Below are 15,988 nucleotides of genomic sequence, written 5' to 3' on the forward strand. Positions count from 1 at the left end.
CCGGAACAGGGTCCCGGGGTCAGTGCTCGCAGGTGCAGGTGCCTCCGCCGCAGCAGCTGCCGGATGAGACCGCGTGCGCCTGCGAGGATTCGGGCACATCCATCGCGGGGTTCTGGTCGAGGAAGCCGTTGGGCTTGAACCGGAACCCGGTGGTGTCGACGGGCATGATCGGCCAGTCCTCCGTGCGCGGGAAGTGCGTGAGGCCGAACGTGTGCCACAGCACCATGTCCTCGCCGTCGATCGATCGGTCGCCTGCCGTGTAGGCGGGGAGTCCGCCGCCGCCCTGGTGTGCGTTGGGATACCGCCCCGCAGGCCAGATCTGACCGTGTTCGTAGCGTGTCGCCCAGAGGTGCTTGGTGGCGAACGCGGCGCGCGCGGCGACCGAGGACTCCGGATCGGCCATGAGCAGCGCGGTGGGCTCGGGGACGAGGTGATACGCGGTCGGCCGCCCGACGTGATTCGTGCGGGACGTGCTCTGCACCTCCCAGACGCGCGCGACGGAGGAGTCTGCGTCACGCTGCGCGGCGGTCTCGGTCGTGAGCGGGGTCTCGGACCAGCTGAACGCGTTGCCGAACGGGTTGTCCGGCCCCATCGGCACGCGCTGTGCGTCCACCTCGACGAGCCGATTCCGGTCGCCGTCGATGGCGACGTCGAGTCGCGCGCAGAACAGGTGCTGGTGCACGGGCGCGAAGACGCCCGGGGCGAGTTCGGTCGCGTGGCGCTGCCGGACGCCGGGCTCGCCGCCGCCCACGAACACGATGCCGGTGGCCTTGGCGACGACCTCGATCGAACCGTCCAGGCCGAAGTACCAGTAGAAGCCGTAGTCGTAGTTGCCGATCGTGGAGAAGTACGAGACCACGAACCGGCGGGAGCGGCGCACGTCGGCGCGGCCCGCGAGGTCGGTGTGCTTCCAGAGGATCCCGTCGTCCTCCTCGTGCATGCAGACCACGTTCGGGATGCGCACCGGGTTGCCGTGGTCGTCGGCCACGTAGCCGTCGAGGTAGCGGATCACCCCCAAGCAGTCGCAGCCGAGTTCGAGGTGGTTGGAGTTCTTGCCGAGGAGATATTCGCCGGCATCGAAGTAGCTGATCCAGAAGCGGCCGGGGGCGGTGTCGCCGTAGGGGACCACCATCTCGGGAACGCTGGCGCGGCTGAGCACGGAGCGGTCCTGGAAGGTGACGTCGTGCAGCACGAGGCCTTCGCGGGCGTTGAAGTCGACACGCATCGACCAGCCCTCCCACTCGACGAGCGAGCCGGTGACGGTGAAGCTCGGTCCCTCCGGCTGCGTGATCTCGATCGGCTTGAGCGAGGTGCGCGCCTCGCCCTGCACCTCGGGGTAGTAGTTTCCGTGGCCGGCGGGCACGGGCACGTCGCCGTGGTCCTCGACGCGGATGACGCTGTTCGAGGTGAGGTCGATGTGCACGACGAGTCCTTCGACGGGGTGCGCCCACGGGGAGTCCTGCTCGTCGTACTTGAGGAACGTCAGGGAGCGGATCACGCGGCGACCGACTTCATCGGCACGACCGGTGTAGCCCGGGGCGAGCGGTCCGCAGAACGCGAGGTCCATGTGGTCGGCGAGGCCGCGGCGCGTCATGGCCGCCTGCCACTCGGGGGAGGCCTTCGCGATCGCCTCGGCGCGTTCGTACTCCTCGAACAGGTACTGCGGCTGGCCGTAGGGCGGGGCGTCATTCGGCACGCGTTCGGTGCGCAGGACCTCGCCGCGGGTGATCGACACGATGGCTTCGGTCGCGACGCCGGTCGCCGTGTCGAGCAGTGTCACGTCGACGCGGCGGTCGATGGGGGAGCCGGGGGTCCAGGCGGCGAACTCCTGTTTCGTGGGCTCATCGGGCAGCAGCATCGGCACGCGGGTGGTCTCGGTCAGGAGCCCGGCCGCGTCGAGGATGGCTCGGGCGGCGGCGATCTCCTCGCCCGAGAGTGGATCGTGCGGGTGCGGGGCCGCGATCTTGTCGAGGGAGACGGGCTGCGGTGCGTGGTGGGACATCATCGACCTCACTATTTTCGAGCAGATGCTCAATAAACGGGTTGCGATGATGATACGACGGCTCGCCGGAGGTCCACAAGCACCGTTTTCGCGGGGCTCAGGCGCGCCAGGGGGCGAGGATGCTGTCCAGGACGGCGAGATGCGCCGCCGCGGGCTGAGGTTCGGTGACCTCGACGATCTGCTGTCCGTACGTGATCGAGCGCAGCAAGGCCATCACGGCGTCGGCGGGGGTGTCGGCACGCAGCTCTCCGTCGTCCACGGCCTCGGCCAGGGCGAGACGGATGCTGTCCTGCCAGGTCGCGAGGGTCGGGGCACCCGCGTCGGGGGTCGGCGCGAGGGCGGCCAGGCGCCCCCAGAAGCCGACGACCACGTGCGCTTCCGTGCGGGTGTCGTCGTCGATCGGAAGGACCTCGCGCATCAGTGCGTGCAGCCGGTCCAGTCCCCGGAGGCCGTCTGTGGCGGCGGCGATGCGCGCGTCGGTGCGGCGCGTCACCTCAGCGGCTGCGGCGCGCACGACCTCGTCGAATCCGTCGAAGTAGTGCCAGAGCGAGCCGGTCGCGACACCGAGTTCCTTGGCGACGGCGCGCGAGGAGACGCTTTCGTGTCCATCGCGAGCGGCGACGGCGAGCAGCGCCTCGGCGATCTGCCGGCGGCGCTCATCATGGTCGACGATGCGGGGCACGTGCCCATCTTGTCGCATCCGACCTAGGTCTAGCGTTATTGAGCGATCGATCAATATACTTCCCGGATGGAGCTCCTCCTCCCTGCAGCACCGTGGCTGATGGCTGTGGCGGCGATCGTCGCTGCGGTCGCCTGCATCGGTGCGTGGCGTGCGGTGCCGTGGCAGGGGCGGCAGGCGGCGCTGATCATGGCGACGGCGATGCTGGCGCTCGCGGTCTCGCCCGGCGACGCGCTCGCGGGACTCCTGCTCGGGGCGGTGCTGCTGGTCTCGGCGATGCTCGGAACGATGGGCGTTCGGGGAACCGCGGCGGCCGCCGCGTGCTGTCACCGGGCGCTCGGGTCGCTCGTGATGGCCGTCTGCGCGTTCCAGAGCGCCTCGACGCACGCGGCGGAGTCCGCCGGTGCGGGCGCGGAGATCGCGGTCTCAGGGCACGGCGGGCACGGGATGAACGGCGTCCTCTCCGTTGTGATGCTGGTCGGGGTGGCCGGGGTCGTCGTATGGACCGTCGTCTCGGAGTGGTTCCTCCCTTCCGTGCATCGTGGCAGGACGGCACGGTTGCTGGCGACGGAATCGTGGGCCATGGCAGCGGGCGTCGTGATCATGTGCGTGGGGTTCTGAAGGCAGCGGGACGCGTGTGCGCTCCGGTACGGTGGCCGGATGCCCCTCGCTCTGATCACCGGCGCTGCCCGGGCGAACAGCATCGCCGCCGGCATCGTCCCTCGTCTGCGTGCGGCCGGGTGGACGGTCGTGACCAGCGATCTCCACGACGCCGACCACCTCGCCGACCTCGCGACCCCCGACGGCCCCGGCGCACTCGTGGATGCGGTCGTCGCCGCGCACGGGCCCATCACCGCGCTCATCCTGAGTCACGCCCACGACGTCGAGTCCGGCATCCTCGACACCACTGCGGAGAGTTTCGACAGGCACGTCGCCGTGAACGCGCGGGCGAGTCTGCTGCTGATCGCGGCCTTCGCGCGTCAGGTCGGCGATGACGGGGGAGTGATCCTGGCGCTCACCAGCGACCACGTGACCGGGAACCTGCCCTACGGTGCATCGAAGGGCGCACTCGACCGGCTCGTGATCTCGGCCGCTCGTGAGCTCGGTCCTCGTGGGATCTCCGCGAACGTGCTGAACCCGGGACCGATCGACACCGGCTGGATGGACGACGAGACGCGGGCCTCGCTCGGAGCGATGACCCCTCTGGGGCGGTTGGGGCGTCCGGCGGATGTCGCCGCGGTCGTGGAGTTCGTCGTGTCGGATGAGGGGCGCTGGATCTCCGGTCAGCTGCTCCAGTCGGACGGGGCGTTCTCGGCTCGCTACTGAGGGGGCGCGCGGCGGGCGTCGAGGGCTGATCGGGCGCGGCGGGGCCGCAGTCGCGGGTGATCATCCCCTTAAGTCGAAGGAAGTTATGAATTCGTGATGCGGTGCCGCTCGCGGTGAGACCTCAGCATCCGCTATTTGTTTCCTATGCGGCATTCGATCATCGCGGGCGGGAGCTGAGGTCGTGTCGTCGAACAGTGTGCAGAGTCTTCTCAAGCCACTCCGAACCAACCGTCCGCTCGCACCGGGCGGGGGCTTCAAAGTCGGACGCTTCCATGTCTCGTCATAGCGATGAGGGCCGTTCGGGACGACTTGGGCGCGCGGGGAGACTTGCGGTGGCTTCTGTCTACAGCGGCCTGGTTCCAGCGCTGATCCTTGCGAGTCCATCAGCAAGAGATGCACTCGGCCCTCTTCGATTCCTCGCCGTCGCGCTACTCCTGCTTACGGTATGGCTTTGGGTTCGACTTCCTTTCACAGGCGTGGCAATCAAGGGTGACGATGTGCGCGTGCGCGGCTGGTGGTCGCGCAGAGTGTTCAAGCGCGGGGATCTAAAGCGGTTTCGAGTGCAACCGTATGGGGGCCCCTTCTACTACCTGGCGTGGGCAATAGATTCCGGCCCCTTTGAGAGCGGTGAGTTGCACGCTGAATTCGAAGACGGGAGTGCGGTGCGTCTGGGGGGGGGACTGTGTGTAGTCGGCGCACGGCGAACGAAGTCGCTCGATCCTTGAATCACAGACTGGGGATCTTTTCGGAGTCGGATGTTACACCGCGCGTTCGGACTCGGTCGCCGAGGGGAGCCCTCTCTCGTCGAAGAGGTGTCTAATGGTTCCTACCGGCCGCGTGATGTCTGCTGCGTGGACTCTCCACCAAACGCAGCTTCATCGTCAAATGACGACAGGGAGGCTGGGTGGTGGACAACAGAATCGTGCTCGATTCGAGTTCAAGCGAAGCTCTGGTTTTCTACGATTGGCTTGCGACTGCTCACGAGAAGGAATGGTAGGAGCCGATGAGGCGAGCACAACAACTCCGCCAGGCAGGCCGACGTCATGCTCCACGGGGACGGTTTCTTTGTCGGGATGGAAGCTGACTTCGGCGCAGATCGAGAACTCGCTGACAACAGGAAGGGTTGGCGGTGGCTGACAGTGTGATGCTTGCATTGAGCATGGAGGAAGCGCTCGTGTTGTACGACTTGATAGCGAGAATCAACGACTCTGAGGCTCAAGCTGTTGAGTCAGTCGAACAGAGGGTCCTGTGGGATCTCGAATCGCAACTCGAGTCCCGATTGCCGATGGTTTTTGACGCGGACTATTCCGAGCGCGTACGAGAGGCCAGGGACACGATCGGCCAGGATGGTAAGCCCTAGGCCGAACGAGAGGGCATCAATCTGCACCGCTGACCGAAATCGCCTGAGGAGGCACCGGTGAAACCGGATCGACGTGCCGCGGAGGATGCGTTTGTCGCGGGGCAATACTTGGACTTCTTGCGGGCGGCGTGCGGACGGGATGGCGCGTGTGACCGAGCTGCCATCAGCCGAATGATTCCCACCGTCGACCTGGATTCTGTCGATTTCGAAGCAGGGGCGACACCAAGCACCCTGTTCGAGCTTGCAGCTGCTGTATGGGACGTCGACGAGCGTCTGGCGATTTCGATGTTTCGCGAAGCTGCCGATGGCGGCTCAAGCGCAGCGCTCGCAGCACTCGGCGAGAGTCTCAACTGGATGGGGCACAACGAAGAAGCGGAGGTGTGGTTGAGGAAAGCGATCGCCGCGGAGGCCGGCAACCCCGCTCGACTCGCTGGCCTTCTTGGGGAGAGCCTCGTAAGCGCGAGAACGTCTACAGATCTCCACGAAGCGGAGGATCTGCTCAAGAAGGGGCTAGACGACTCGGAGGAATTCGGAGTGCCATTGGCAGACCTTTTGCTCCGTCAAGGTAGGACAGCCGAGGCTCGAGAGTTTCTCGCACGAGCAGTTGCTGCCGACGTCTACGGTGCCGCACTCTTGCTCGGAAACCTCCTTGCCGAGGAACCAGGAGAGCTTGACACAGCTGAGGCGGCCTACTGGGCGGGCATTTCTAGCGGGGATGGCCATAGTGCACACAACCTTGCGGTGATGTTGCTTGAGAAGGGTGAAACCGAGCGCGCACATGAACTTCACGAGCTCGCCAAGCGGATGGGCGACTCGACGCCTCTGGAGGCATCGTCTGACTAAGGGTCAGCGCAGCTACCGTGTCGATCTCTCGATTGCCGACGAACGAGAGTGTCGGTCGTGATGCAGCAGATCGCGTCGTGGCCGAGGAGTGGCTGGTCGCGGGGCAGCTCGTTTCGGACAACGTCGTGCGGACGCAGTCGGGTCGTGTGGCGAAGCAGCACTCTTCGATGGGGTCGACGACGTACTCTTCGACGTACGGCTGCGATGCAGCGGGGCGGTTGACGTCGGCGGTCATTCCCGGGCATGAGCTCACTTATGGGTTCGATTCGTCGGGTGGGTGCGGTCCGAATGCGGCGGCGGGGATGTCGGGCAACAGGACCGGCTTGACCGATGTATGGACTGCGCCGGGGCAGGCTCCGGTCACGACGTCGACGTCGTATTGCTATGACTGGGCGGATCGGTTGTTGTCGTCGTCGGTGACGGGGGCGATCCCGGGGGCGACGACGGTTGCGGACGGGGTGGCCGCGTCGGAGATCGAGTATGACGTGCGGGGGAACACGGTTCGCCTGGGTGACATGCAGTTCTCGTATGACGCTGCGAATCGGCATGTCGGGACGACGTATGACGATGGGACGACTGTCGCGATCGTGCGGGATGTGTCGGGTCGGATCGTGTCGCGGACGATGGATCCGGCGGGGTCTGCGGCTCCAGTGACGACGAAGTATCTGTTCGCGGCGGGTGGCGATGCGGCGTGGGGTCAGAAGGTCGGGTCGGATCTCACGCGGAGTGTGGGGTTGCCGGGTGGCGTGTCGTGGATGAGCCGGGCTGGGGAGGTGACGTGGTCGTTCCCCGGGTTGGGTGGGCATGGGCTCGTGACTCGGACCGGGACGACGACGAGTGCGTTGTTGTTGTGGGATCCGTTCGGTCAGCCGGTCGATCCGGTGACGTTCGCGATCGGCACGGTCGCATCGGATGACACGGGGCAGGTCGCAGGAAACACCCTCTGGCATCTGGGAGCGTTGAAGCCGGCAGAGTCTGCAGGTTCGACGCTGGTGGTCGAGATGGGGGTGCGGTTGTATGTCCCCGCTCTGGGGAGGTTCCTGCAAGTCGACCCGATCGAGGGCGGCGGAGCGAATGACTACTCCTGGCCACTGACCCCATCAACGGCCACGACCTGAGTGGCGAGAAGTGGTGGAACCCCTGGGCGGGTGGTTCACAAGGCGGCAACTATCTGACTTCGCGGGCGATGCCTTCGAATATGCGCGGATACACCACCCCCATGGGGATCTACACCTACCGTAAGATGACCCCAACGGTCGCCCCGCGAGGATCGACCCAGACGCCTTCCAGTCGCATTTCGGGGCCGATCTGGAGCTCGAGCTCCAAACGTTCCGCGTCTCAGAATGCCCTCAGCCATTTTAACAAGCATGGTGCCGAGTTTGCCGGCGTGAAGAATTCACTCGATTACGTCGCGCAGGCGCAGAAGTTTTTGCGCACGCCGCCGCCAGGCACGTTGACTGGCGTGCGGCAGAATGGTGACATTGTGCGGTATAACCCAGAAACCAACGTATTCGGCGTGATGAACAAGTTCGGCGCCCCGAAGACTTATTACCATCTTAATGACCATTCGTATTCAACAAACTTGGAGTATTTCTATGCCCAGTTTTGATTTTCGATATTGTAGAGTGTGTGGCTATGACGCAAGCGAATGGTTGCCTTGGGGAGAGGACGGCCGCTTCGGTAGCTTCGATATCTGCCCATGCTGCAATGTGGAATGGGGGTATGAAGACTCCACGTTCGAGTCGACCGCAGATTTCCGAGCTGAGTGGATTCGTAGCGGAGCAAAGTGGTCGGATCGGCGCATCCCACCCGATGGTCTAGGAACACATGAGCGATTGAAGCGGGCGTGGATAAAGGAAGATCCGCTGCGACGCTGAACCAGCGCCATCGAATGGCGCGAAGGTGAAGATTTGTATCATGTTCTGACGCAATTCCAGCTTGGAGCCACCTAGAGATAGGTGTACATCTGGAGGGCCGCGCATATAGTATGTTTGCGATACTGTTCGTCGCGCTTGGCGTAGTTGCCATGGTTGCGGGTGTAGGTTCGCTCGCATTTCGCCATCTGCTTGCGAAGATCCGGGAATCTCTCCTAGAGGCTTTGAGTCGCTTCGGTGTTCCTGTGGACCGGGCAATCAATCGGACAATCGGACATATACGAATGAAAGCAGTCATCAAATCGTTCTACAGTTCAGATCTGGACGTGGAGTCCTACCGGCCGCGTGATCCCTTGGACGAGGGACAATGGATTCGATTGCTGATCGGACCGGAGGACGGACCCGGGGAAGAGTCTTTCGACGTGCTTGTCTGCACGCCGCGCTGGCTCGCACGTGATATTCATCGCGATCGCGTGCAGATGCTTCGGCACACCCTCGTGATGGAAGTCTTCGACCTCGAGCTCGCGATGCGGCGACTTCGTCGCGAGGTTGGGCTGGCCACTGGAGCGACCTGGCAACAACTCCTGCTCAGCCTGGTGCAGATTGGCCGTTGGGAGTTCGACAACTACCGTTACTGAGGCGCTGCGGCCGGCCGCACGAACACCCAGGCCGCGACCGCGGCGGCGGCCGCTGCGAGGGTCATCGTGACGGCCATCGTGACCGCGTTCGAGCCACCCAATCCGGCCGCGATCGGCGCTACTACGGGCCCGAACAGGAAGGTCGCCATGCCGAGCAGGGCGGAGGCTGTGCCCGCGCGGCTGCCGTGGTGCGCGAGGGCCAGCGTCTGACCGTTCGGGCCACCCACTCCCGAGCAGAGCATGAACCCGATCAGCGCAGCGATCACTCCGTAGACGCCGGTGCCGGCCAACGTCAGCACGAGGAAGGTCGTCGTGGAGAGCAGCGTCGCCGTGATCCCACCCAGATAGACGCGCAACGGCCCCCACCGCCGCACGACGAGCCTGCTGGTCTGGCTGCCGACGATGCTCGCCAGCGCCCCCGCCGCGAACGCGACACTGAAGGTCTGCGGGGTGAGGCCGAACTGATCCTGCAGGACGAACGATGACATCGACAGGTAGGTGAAGAACGCGACGCCGCCTCCCGCCGCCGCGCACAGCACCGCGATGAACAGGCGGTCGCGGATCACGGCACGGGCATGATCCCGCAGCACCACGAGGCCACCGCCGCGCCGCGCCGAGGCGGGCAGCGTCTCGGGCAGGGCGAACACGACGATGAGGAGCAGTACGACCCCGACGGCGCTGAGCACGCCGAAGATGCCCCGCCAGTCCATAACCCGGGCGAGTTGCCCACCGACGACCGGCGCGATGATCGGTGCGGTTCCGGAGACGAGGAACAGCAGCGACAGCATCCGCGACAGCTCGACACCCTCGAACTGGTCTCGTGCGATCGCCAGGCAGATCACGATCCCCGCCGAGCCCGCGAGCCCCTGCAGGAAACGGGCGAGCAGCAGCAGCTCGATGTTCGGCGCGAGGGCGCACACCAGCGACAGCACCGCGAAGGCCGAGACTCCGACCATCAGCGGCAGTCGCCTTCCGAGTCGATCGCTCAGCGGTCCCGCGATGAGTTGTCCGAGCCCGAGACCGATCATGCACGCCGACATCGTCACCTGCGCCAGAGCCTCCGTCGTGCCGAGAGACGCGGCGAGCTGCGGCAACTGTGGCAGATACAGGTCCATCGACAACGGCCCGAAAGCCTCCAGCATCCCGAGCACCAGCATCGCCCGCAGGGTGCTCATTCGCGGGCGAGCCAGCTCCTCGGGAAGGGGCAGGCTCATCCGCCCAGGCGCAGGATGCGGCGCAGCCAGCTCTCCCGCGCGGCGACGGCGGCCTTCGAGACCTCGGCCTCGGGCGAGAACCCGGAGAAGCCGTGGTACCCGCCGGCCCACACATGCAGCTCGGCTTGTCCGCCGGTCGCCCAGATGCGCAGGGCGTAGTCGACGGCTTCGTCGCGGAACGTCTCGGCAGCGCCCACCTCGATGAACGCGGGTGCGAGACCGGCGAGGTCCGTGGCGCGGGCGGGCGCGGTGTACGGGGAGACGCGGTCGGTGAACCGGTCGTCCCCGGCGATGGCATCCCAGGCGGTGTCGTTGTTGTTCCGATCCCACGCGCCGAAGCCGTCGTACTGCCGACTGGAGGCGGTCTCGTTGCGGTCGTCGAGCATCGGACAGCCGAGCAGCTGGCCGGCCAGGTGCGGACCGCCGCGATCCCGGGCGATCAGCGCGACGGCAGCCGACAGGCCCCCGCCGGCGCTCATCCCCGAGGCGATGATGCGGGCGGGATCGATGCCGAGCTCGTCGGCGTGGGCGGCCATCCACTCCAGCGCGGCGTAGCAGTCCTCCGCCTGCGCGGGACCGGGATGCTCGGGTGCCAGCCGGTACTCGACGGCCACCCCGACGATGCCGTGCCGCTCGGCGAGGTCGATGAGCTCGGCGGTGCCGAAGAACCGGGTGCCGAGCACCATCCCGCCGCCGTGGATCGACAGGACCGCGGGTGCGGGCACGGAAGTCGCGCGGGCGGGGCGGATGATCGTGATCTCGACGTCCGGCGCCCCGTGCGGTCCGGGGATGACACGGTCCTCCCAGACGACCTCCCGACCCGCGGCCTGTGCGGCTATGGGCGGGATGATCGTCGCGAAGTGGTCGCGGTTGGCATGGATCGTGTCGGCACGCAGCGGGATGATCTCCACCATCCCGACGAACGCGTCGAGGCCGGCGACGAGCTCCGGGTCATACGGGACAGGCAGCGGCGCGGTCATCGGTCCGCCCGCCAGATGCGACGCAACCACGAGGCGCGAGCGGCGAGAGCGGCTCGGGAGATCTCAGCCTCCGGCATGTACATGTCGAAGCCGTGCGCTCCGCCGCCCCAGACATGCAGTTCGGCCTGTCCTCCGGTGGCCCAGATGCGCAGCGCGTACTCCGTGTCCTCATCGCGGAAGGCCTCGGCCTCGCCGACTTCGATGAAGGCGGGCGGGAGCCCCGACACATCGGTCGCGCGGCTGGGGGCGGCGTAGGCGGGGGCGTCCGGGTGGAAGGCGAGGTCGTCGCCCAGCACGCACGACCACGCCAGCAGGTTCATCTCGCGTTGCCAGGTGCCGATGCCGTCGTACTGGCGGCTCGCGACGCTGGTGTTGGTGTTGTCGATCATCGGGCACAGCAAGAGCTGCCCGGCCATGACGGGCCCCTGTCGGTCGCGCGCCATGAGGGCGACAGCGGCTGTCAGCCCCCCGCCCGCACTGCCGCCTCCGACGATGAGGCGCTCCGGGTCGATGCCGAGTTCCGCGGCGTGCTCATGAACCCACACGAAGGCGGCGTAGCAGTCCTCGACGCCCGCGGGGTAGGGGTTCTCCGGAGCGAGGCGGTACTCGACGTTGACGGCGACGACCCGGTGTTCGTCGACGATGTCGACCACGCGGCCGGTCTCCCACGAGCGGTGGCCGACGATCATGCCGCCGCCGTGGATGTTCACGAAACCGGGGAGCACTTCGCCGTGGGCGCCGGCGGGGCGGAACACCGTGATCTCGAGGTCGGGTGCTCCGGCGGGACCGGGGATGACGCGGTCCTCCCACTCGATGTCGCGCCCGGCGATCACGGCGTCGTTGTCGGGGAACATCTGGTCGACGCCGTCACGCGGAAGGGTGTCGCGGGTGAGGGCCGGTTGCGGGTTCTTCGCGATCTCGTCGAGCACGGCCTGCACCTCGGGGTCGAAGGGCACGGGGGTGACGGTCGGGCGTCCGGCGGCGGTGGCGGTCATGGTTCTCCTTGAGGATGGAAGGTCGAAGCGGCGGGTCAGGGGCCTTCGGGGTCGACGACCCCGCGGTCGGCCCAGAACGGTTCGACCAGGCGGCGCAACTCATCGCCGCCGACCCGATCGACCAGGGCTGCGGCGTCGAGGTTGGCGCGCAGTTGTTCCCCGCTCGAGGCGCCGAACAGCGTCGTGGTGAGGGCCGGATGGGTGAGGGTGAACGCGATCCCGAGCTGCGCGGGTGAGACGTCGAGGGATGCGGCGACCTCGGTGAAGGCGGGCACATCGTGGATGATCCGCTCCCGGATGTCACCGGGGTCGCGGCCGATCTGCCGGTCGCCGTTGATCTTGCCGGCGAGCACGCCGCCCTCGAGGCAGTCGGAGGCCTGCAGAGTGAGCCCCTGTTCCCACAGCCGGGCGAAGGGGCCGCCGTCGGGGATCGAGCGCCGGGAGACGCTGTACTTCAACTGCGCGATCTGCGGTCCGGCCACGCCCTCCGCCGCGGCGATGTCGATCAGGGACTGGATGCTCGATGCCGACCAGTTGTTCACACCCCAGGTGCGGATGAGGCCGGCCTCCGCGAGGCGGGCGAGGTCGAGCACGAGGTCACGCAGGTCGAGGTCGTCGCGCCGCAGGTCTCCGAGGATCACGAGGTCTGCGTGCTCGACGCCGACCCGCATCAGCGCGTTCTCGAGCTGGGGGCGGAAGCCGTCGTCGCCGAAGGCCTCGAGCCACAGCTTCGACGAGAGCAGCCAGTCGTCGCGCCGGAGGCCTGCAGCGCGCACCATCGCTGAGAAGATCACGTCGGTGAAGACCGGTGGCGCTCCAGGCGCGGAGTACACGCCCACGTCGAAGAGGTTCACACCGCGGTCCACGGCCTCGCGGAGCATTGCGACCGCGTCGGCGAAGTCCATCCGGTCGTAGGTGTGCCAGGAGCCGAGAGAGAACAGTGAGGCGTCGATGCCGCTGCGGCCGATCTCGCGTCGGGGCAGGAGGGGAGTGGTCATGGAGTCCTCACAGTCTCGGGTCGATGACGGCTTTGACCTCATCGAGGTCGTGCATGTGGGCGATCTTCGCGGAGGCGTCGGCGAGGCCGACCGGCGCGCTGAAGAGGTTGTCCCAGGGGTAGCGATCCGCGAACGCGGTGAAGAAGTCGATCGCACGGGAGTAGTCGGAGATGTCGCCGTTGAGTGAGCCGACCACCGTGAGCTCCTTGCCCATGATGGTGCTGAGCGGGAAGTCGTCGCCTGCGGGACCGGTCGAGCCGACGATCGTGACGGTCCCGCGCTGGGCGGCCATCGCGATCGCGTCAGGGCCGACGCTGGGCGCACCCGCGAAGTCGAACACGTGGTCGGCGCCGCGCCCTCCCGTGAGCGCCATCACCTGATCGACCACCGGGCCGTCGCGGAAGTCGACGACCGCATCGGCGCCGAAGCGGCCGGCGAGTTCGAGCCGGGCGGCGGGGGCGCCCACCGTGATGACCTGGCCTGCACCGGAGATCTTCGCGACGGCCGTGGCGAAGATGCCGAGCGCCCCGGCGCCCTGCACGACCACGGTCGAGCCGGGGCGGATGCGCCCTGCCCGCTCGAAGGCCCGCAACACGGTCTTGGCCGCGCATCCGGCCATCGAGGCCCAGGTGTCCTTGACGGATGACGGGAGCAGCAGCTTGGCTGCCCCCGGGGTCACATAGGCGTACTCCGAGAGTCCCGCGGTGGCGAACGGAGGCACGTCCGCACGCTGCAGGAAGCCGTACCCGCGGCGGGAGCAGGCGACGGGCTCGCGCAGCACCACGCAGCCGTAGCACTCGCCGCAGGTCGACTCGGACCAGCCGATGCGATCTCCGGGGGAGAGGGGGTGGCCCAGGGCGTCCTTCGTGTCGGGGCCGGTGGCGACGATCTCGCCGACCATCTCGTGGCCGAGCACCATCGGGAGCATGCCGGGGAAGGTCATCCGTCCCTCCCAGATCTCGATGTCGGTGCCGCACAGCGTGGTGCACGCGATGCGCACGAGCGCGGCGCCCGCTTCGATCTCGGCGGGGAGAGGCAGTTCCTGCAGGGTGAGCGGCTCGCCGTGCGCGGTGAGCACGGCGGCCTTGGTGCGGGTGGGGAGGGGCATGCGGTTCTCCAGTCGCGGGCGGGTGGGTCAGCGGGGCGGGTGGCGGATCAGAAAGGGGCCTCGGAGGGGACGGGAAGGTGCGGAATCGATCTCGCGTCAGACCAGAAGCTGTCCGCCGTCGACGGGGACGGAGACTCCGGTGATGTGGCTGGCGGCGTCGCTCGCGAGGAACAGCACGAGCGGGGTGATCTGGTCGACCTCGGCGATGGAGCCGAGCGGGATGCGGGACTCCCACGCCGCACGGGCTTGCGGGTTCGAGGCGAAGTCCGCGGTGAGAGGCGTGAGCACGGGACCGGGGGCGACCGCGTTGACCCGGACACCCGAGGCGGCGAGCTCGATCGCCGCGGTGCGGGTGAGGGCGTCGACCGCGGCCTTCGTCGCCTCGTAGTGCCCCAGTCCGGGGGTGGGCTGCCGTGCGCCGATGGACGAGATGTTGACGATCGCGCCGTGTCCTGCGTCGGCGAGCAGCGCGCCGAAGATCCGGAGCATGAGGAAGGTTCCGCGCACGTTGACCCGCAGGGCCGCGTCGACGACGTCGACCGGAACTTCCTGCAGGGTGCCGCCGCCGGCGACGATGCCGGCGTTGTTGACCAGGACATCGATGCCGCCGTCGGCAGTGAGTCGTTCGGCTGCGGCGCGCACGGAGGACTCGTCGCCGATGTCGAGGGTGAGTGCGGTGGCGCCGATCTCGGCGGCGATCGCCGTGGCGGCGTCCGCGTTCACATCGCCGATGAAGACCTCGTCTCCACGGTCGCGGAACGCGGTGGCGATGCCACGGCCGAGGCCGGACGCGCCGCCGGTGACCAGGATGCGGCGGGGGGATACGGTCATGTTCGTCCTCACTGACGGCGGTTCTGACGGGATGTCTCCGTTATATTCTACAAACATAGAAAAACACAACCCCGTGTCTCGAGACGGCGAAGGAGCCTTCATGCCCGAAACGACATATCCCTGGAAGCCGCTGGATTCCCGGAGCGCCCCGGTGCCCCCGCTGGCGCTCGGATCCTGGAACACCTGGGATCGGATGGCGCCCGACGACGCGGTGGCGCTGATCCGCCGGGCGGTCGAGCTGGACGCCGGCTTCTTCGACGTCGCGTACTACAACATGGGTCCGCACTCCGAGAACTCGAAGACCGACATCCTCTTCGGGCAGGCTCTGAGAGCGAGCGGCGTCGACCGCGATGACATCGTGCTGTGCGGCAAGCTCTGGCTGTGGGACTGGCCGAGCCAGGGCTTCCGTGCGCAACTGGTCGAGTCCCTGGAGCGAGCGGGCCTCGACCGGTTCGACACCCTCGTCGTGGGCGACTACCTCGACGCTCCGGACCTGCCGCGCCTCGTCGCCGACGTGAACGAGCTGATCGCCGAGGGGCTTGTGGGCTCCTGGGGCATCAACAACTGGCGGATCGAGCACACGCGGGAGGCGCTCGCCGTCGCCGCGGCGCAGGGCATGGCTGGCCCGGCGTTCGCGCAGTTGAAGTACGGGATCGCTCGGCGATCGATGGCGGAGGGGGACGCCTATGGTCCGCTGTTCGCCGAGGGGGCTCTCGCGCTCCAGGCGTCGGACGTGTTCGAGGGCGGAATCCTCGCCACCGGACGCATGCCAGAGCGGAAGATCGGTGCCGACGTGGGAGGCATCCGGGAGCAGATCGCCGCCGTGTACCCCGAGGTCGCGCGGGTCGCGGGAGAGTTCGGGGTCACGCCGGCCGCGCTCGGCGTCGCCTTCTGCCTGTCGAACCCCGCCACCGCGAACGTGCTGTTCGGTGCCTCGCGTCTCGCGCAACTCGAGGAGAACCATGCGGCGCTCACCCTCGCGCGAGACCACGGAGCCGAGGTGCGGGGCGCGCTCGCCGACTGCTGGGTCGACCGGGAGGTGCGCGCCGACGGGGCGTGGTGAAGGGAGCCGGGGTTCTGGGGGCTGCGCGCTGCCGGTGTGGGAACATGAGGCGCGCCGAGATCCGCCGTGGATGTCGG

The 15,988-nt window shown here is 67.4% G+C and carries 16 protein-coding genes; 8 read left to right on the forward strand and 8 right to left on the reverse strand.

Translation table 11 applies throughout. The features are described from left to right. Positions 1-19: 19 nt before the first annotated feature. Entirely contained in the window at positions 20-2,005 is a 1,986-nt protein-coding gene (locus FGL91_RS10230; protein ID WP_194239197.1) for a primary-amine oxidase, read from the reverse strand. A gap of 94 nt (positions 2,006-2,099) precedes the next feature. Then, positions 2,100-2,684 (reverse strand): TetR/AcrR family transcriptional regulator, encoded by a 585-nt coding sequence (locus FGL91_RS10235; protein ID WP_131493772.1) that lies wholly within the window; start codon positions 2,682-2,684, stop codon positions 2,100-2,102. Between the two features lie 66 nt (positions 2,685-2,750). Here FGL91_RS10235 and FGL91_RS10240 point away from each other — a divergent pair, with 66 nt between their 5' ends. From FGL91_RS10240 to FGL91_RS10270, 7 genes are all read left to right on the forward strand, one after another. Further along, positions 2,751-3,302 (forward strand): hypothetical protein, encoded by a 552-nt coding sequence (locus FGL91_RS10240; protein WP_153243757.1) that lies wholly within the window; start codon positions 2,751-2,753, stop codon positions 3,300-3,302. A 39-nt stretch (positions 3,303-3,341) separates the two neighbouring features. After that, positions 3,342-4,007, forward strand: a complete 666-nt coding sequence (locus tag FGL91_RS10245) for an SDR family oxidoreductase (RefSeq protein ID WP_153243758.1) — start codon at positions 3,342-3,344, stop codon at positions 4,005-4,007. A 1,129-nt stretch (positions 4,008-5,136) separates the two neighbouring features. Continuing rightward, positions 5,137-5,367: a hypothetical protein gene (locus FGL91_RS10250; protein WP_227991485.1), complete on the forward strand. Its 231-nt coding sequence runs from the start codon at positions 5,137-5,139 to the stop codon at positions 5,365-5,367. Positions 5,368-5,538: 171 nt separating this feature from the next. Beyond that, a complete protein-coding gene (locus FGL91_RS10255) occupies positions 5,539-6,210 on the forward strand; it encodes a tetratricopeptide repeat protein (protein ID WP_153243759.1) in 672 nt (223 codons plus the stop codon). Positions 6,211-6,533: 323 nt separating this feature from the next. Further along, entirely contained in the window at positions 6,534-7,328 is a 795-nt protein-coding gene (locus FGL91_RS10260) for a hypothetical protein (protein ID WP_153243760.1), read from the forward strand. A gap of 101 nt (positions 7,329-7,429) precedes the next feature. Further along, positions 7,430-7,819 (forward strand): hypothetical protein, encoded by a 390-nt coding sequence (locus tag FGL91_RS10265; RefSeq protein ID WP_153243761.1) that lies wholly within the window; start codon positions 7,430-7,432, stop codon positions 7,817-7,819. A 549-nt stretch (positions 7,820-8,368) separates the two neighbouring features. After that, positions 8,369-8,722 carry an Imm8 family immunity protein gene (locus tag FGL91_RS10270; RefSeq protein WP_165875488.1) on the forward strand — a complete coding sequence of 118 codons (354 nt, stop codon included), beginning with the start codon at positions 8,369-8,371 and terminating at the stop codon, positions 8,720-8,722. Here FGL91_RS10270 and FGL91_RS10275 read toward each other — a convergent pair. From FGL91_RS10275 to FGL91_RS10300, 6 genes are all read right to left on the reverse strand, one after another. Then, positions 8,716-9,936, reverse strand: coding sequence for a multidrug effflux MFS transporter (locus FGL91_RS10275; RefSeq protein WP_227991487.1), 1,221 nt, complete (start codon positions 9,934-9,936; stop codon positions 8,716-8,718). The genes FGL91_RS10270 and FGL91_RS10275 overlap by 7 nt on opposite strands. After that, positions 9,933-10,916, reverse strand: coding sequence for an alpha/beta hydrolase (locus FGL91_RS10280; protein ID WP_153243762.1), 984 nt, complete (start codon positions 10,914-10,916; stop codon positions 9,933-9,935). The genes FGL91_RS10275 and FGL91_RS10280 overlap by 4 nt, the downstream gene beginning before the upstream one ends. Continuing rightward, positions 10,913-11,911 carry an alpha/beta hydrolase gene (locus FGL91_RS10285; RefSeq protein ID WP_153243763.1) on the reverse strand — a complete coding sequence of 333 codons (999 nt, stop codon included), beginning with the start codon at positions 11,909-11,911 and terminating at the stop codon, positions 10,913-10,915. Before FGL91_RS10285 ends, FGL91_RS10280 begins: the two co-directional genes overlap by 4 nt. Positions 11,912-11,946: 35 nt before the next feature. Beyond that, complete coding sequence (locus FGL91_RS10290) at positions 11,947-12,909, reverse strand: aldo/keto reductase (RefSeq protein WP_153243764.1); 963 nt, start codon at positions 12,907-12,909, stop codon at positions 11,947-11,949. A 7-nt stretch (positions 12,910-12,916) separates the two neighbouring features. Continuing rightward, positions 12,917-14,017: a zinc-binding dehydrogenase gene (locus FGL91_RS10295; protein ID WP_153243765.1), complete on the reverse strand. Its 1,101-nt coding sequence runs from the start codon at positions 14,015-14,017 to the stop codon at positions 12,917-12,919. Positions 14,018-14,113: 96 nt separating this feature from the next. Beyond that, positions 14,114-14,848, reverse strand: a complete 735-nt coding sequence (locus FGL91_RS10300; protein ID WP_153243766.1) for an SDR family NAD(P)-dependent oxidoreductase — start codon at positions 14,846-14,848, stop codon at positions 14,114-14,116. A 100-nt stretch (positions 14,849-14,948) separates the two neighbouring features. Here FGL91_RS10300 and FGL91_RS10305 point away from each other — a divergent pair, with 100 nt between their 5' ends. Next, positions 14,949-15,911: an aldo/keto reductase gene (locus tag FGL91_RS10305; RefSeq protein ID WP_153243767.1), complete on the forward strand. Its 963-nt coding sequence runs from the start codon at positions 14,949-14,951 to the stop codon at positions 15,909-15,911. Positions 15,912-15,988: the final 77 nt, after the last annotated feature.

It is taken from the genome of Microbacterium sp. CBA3102, assembly GCF_007954505.1.
Classification (GTDB): domain Bacteria; phylum Actinomycetota; class Actinomycetes; order Actinomycetales; family Microbacteriaceae; genus Microbacterium; species Microbacterium aurugineum.